At 71.0% G+C, this 586-nt stretch carries 1 protein-coding gene; it reads left to right on the top strand.

Translation table 11 applies throughout. The annotated features are described in order from the left end of the window. Window positions 1–482, top strand: a 482-nt coding sequence (locus RCG67_RS17120) for an aldo/keto reductase (RefSeq protein ID WP_368828002.1), incomplete at its 5' end; no start/stop codon positions are given. Between the last annotated feature and the right edge of the window lie 104 nt (window positions 483–586).

Raw genomic sequence — 586 nt, 5'->3', positions numbered from 1 at the left:
TCGAGACGTGGCGGACCATGCTCGAGCTGCAGGAGAAGGGCCTCGTCCTCTCGGTCGGCGTGTCGAACTTCACCCCCGCCCACATCCGGCGCCTGGTCTCCGAGACCGGGACGACCCCGGCCGTGAACCAGGTGGAGCTGCACCCGCAGTACCAGCAGGAGCGGCTGCGGGAGTTCCACGAGGAGCACCGCATCATCACCCAGGCCTGGTCCCCGCTGGGCCGCAAGACGGACCTCCTCCAGCACGAGTGGGTCGCGCAGATCGCGCGGCGGACCGGCCGGACGCCGGCGCAGGTGGTGCTCAAGTGGCACCTGCAGTCCCGGACCGTGCCGATCCCCAAGACCTCCGACACCGGGCGGATGGCGGAGAACCTGGACGTCTTCGACTGGGAGCTCGACGAGGCGCAGATGGACCGGATGCGGATGCTGCACACCGGCATCAGCGGATCGGGCTACGACCCGAACACGCACGAGGAGATGTAGCGCGGGAGTCCCGGCGCGGGGCGGGCGGCCGCCGGGGCTCAGGCCTCGGCGGCCAGCAGCTCCCGCGTGCGGGCGACGTCGTCGTCCATCTGTGCCACGAGCTT

This window comes from Kocuria cellulosilytica, assembly GCF_040981245.1.
Taxonomy (GTDB): domain Bacteria; phylum Actinomycetota; class Actinomycetes; order Actinomycetales; family Micrococcaceae; genus Kocuria; species Kocuria cellulosilytica.
This window is presented reverse-complemented; position numbering and strand designations above follow the sequence as displayed.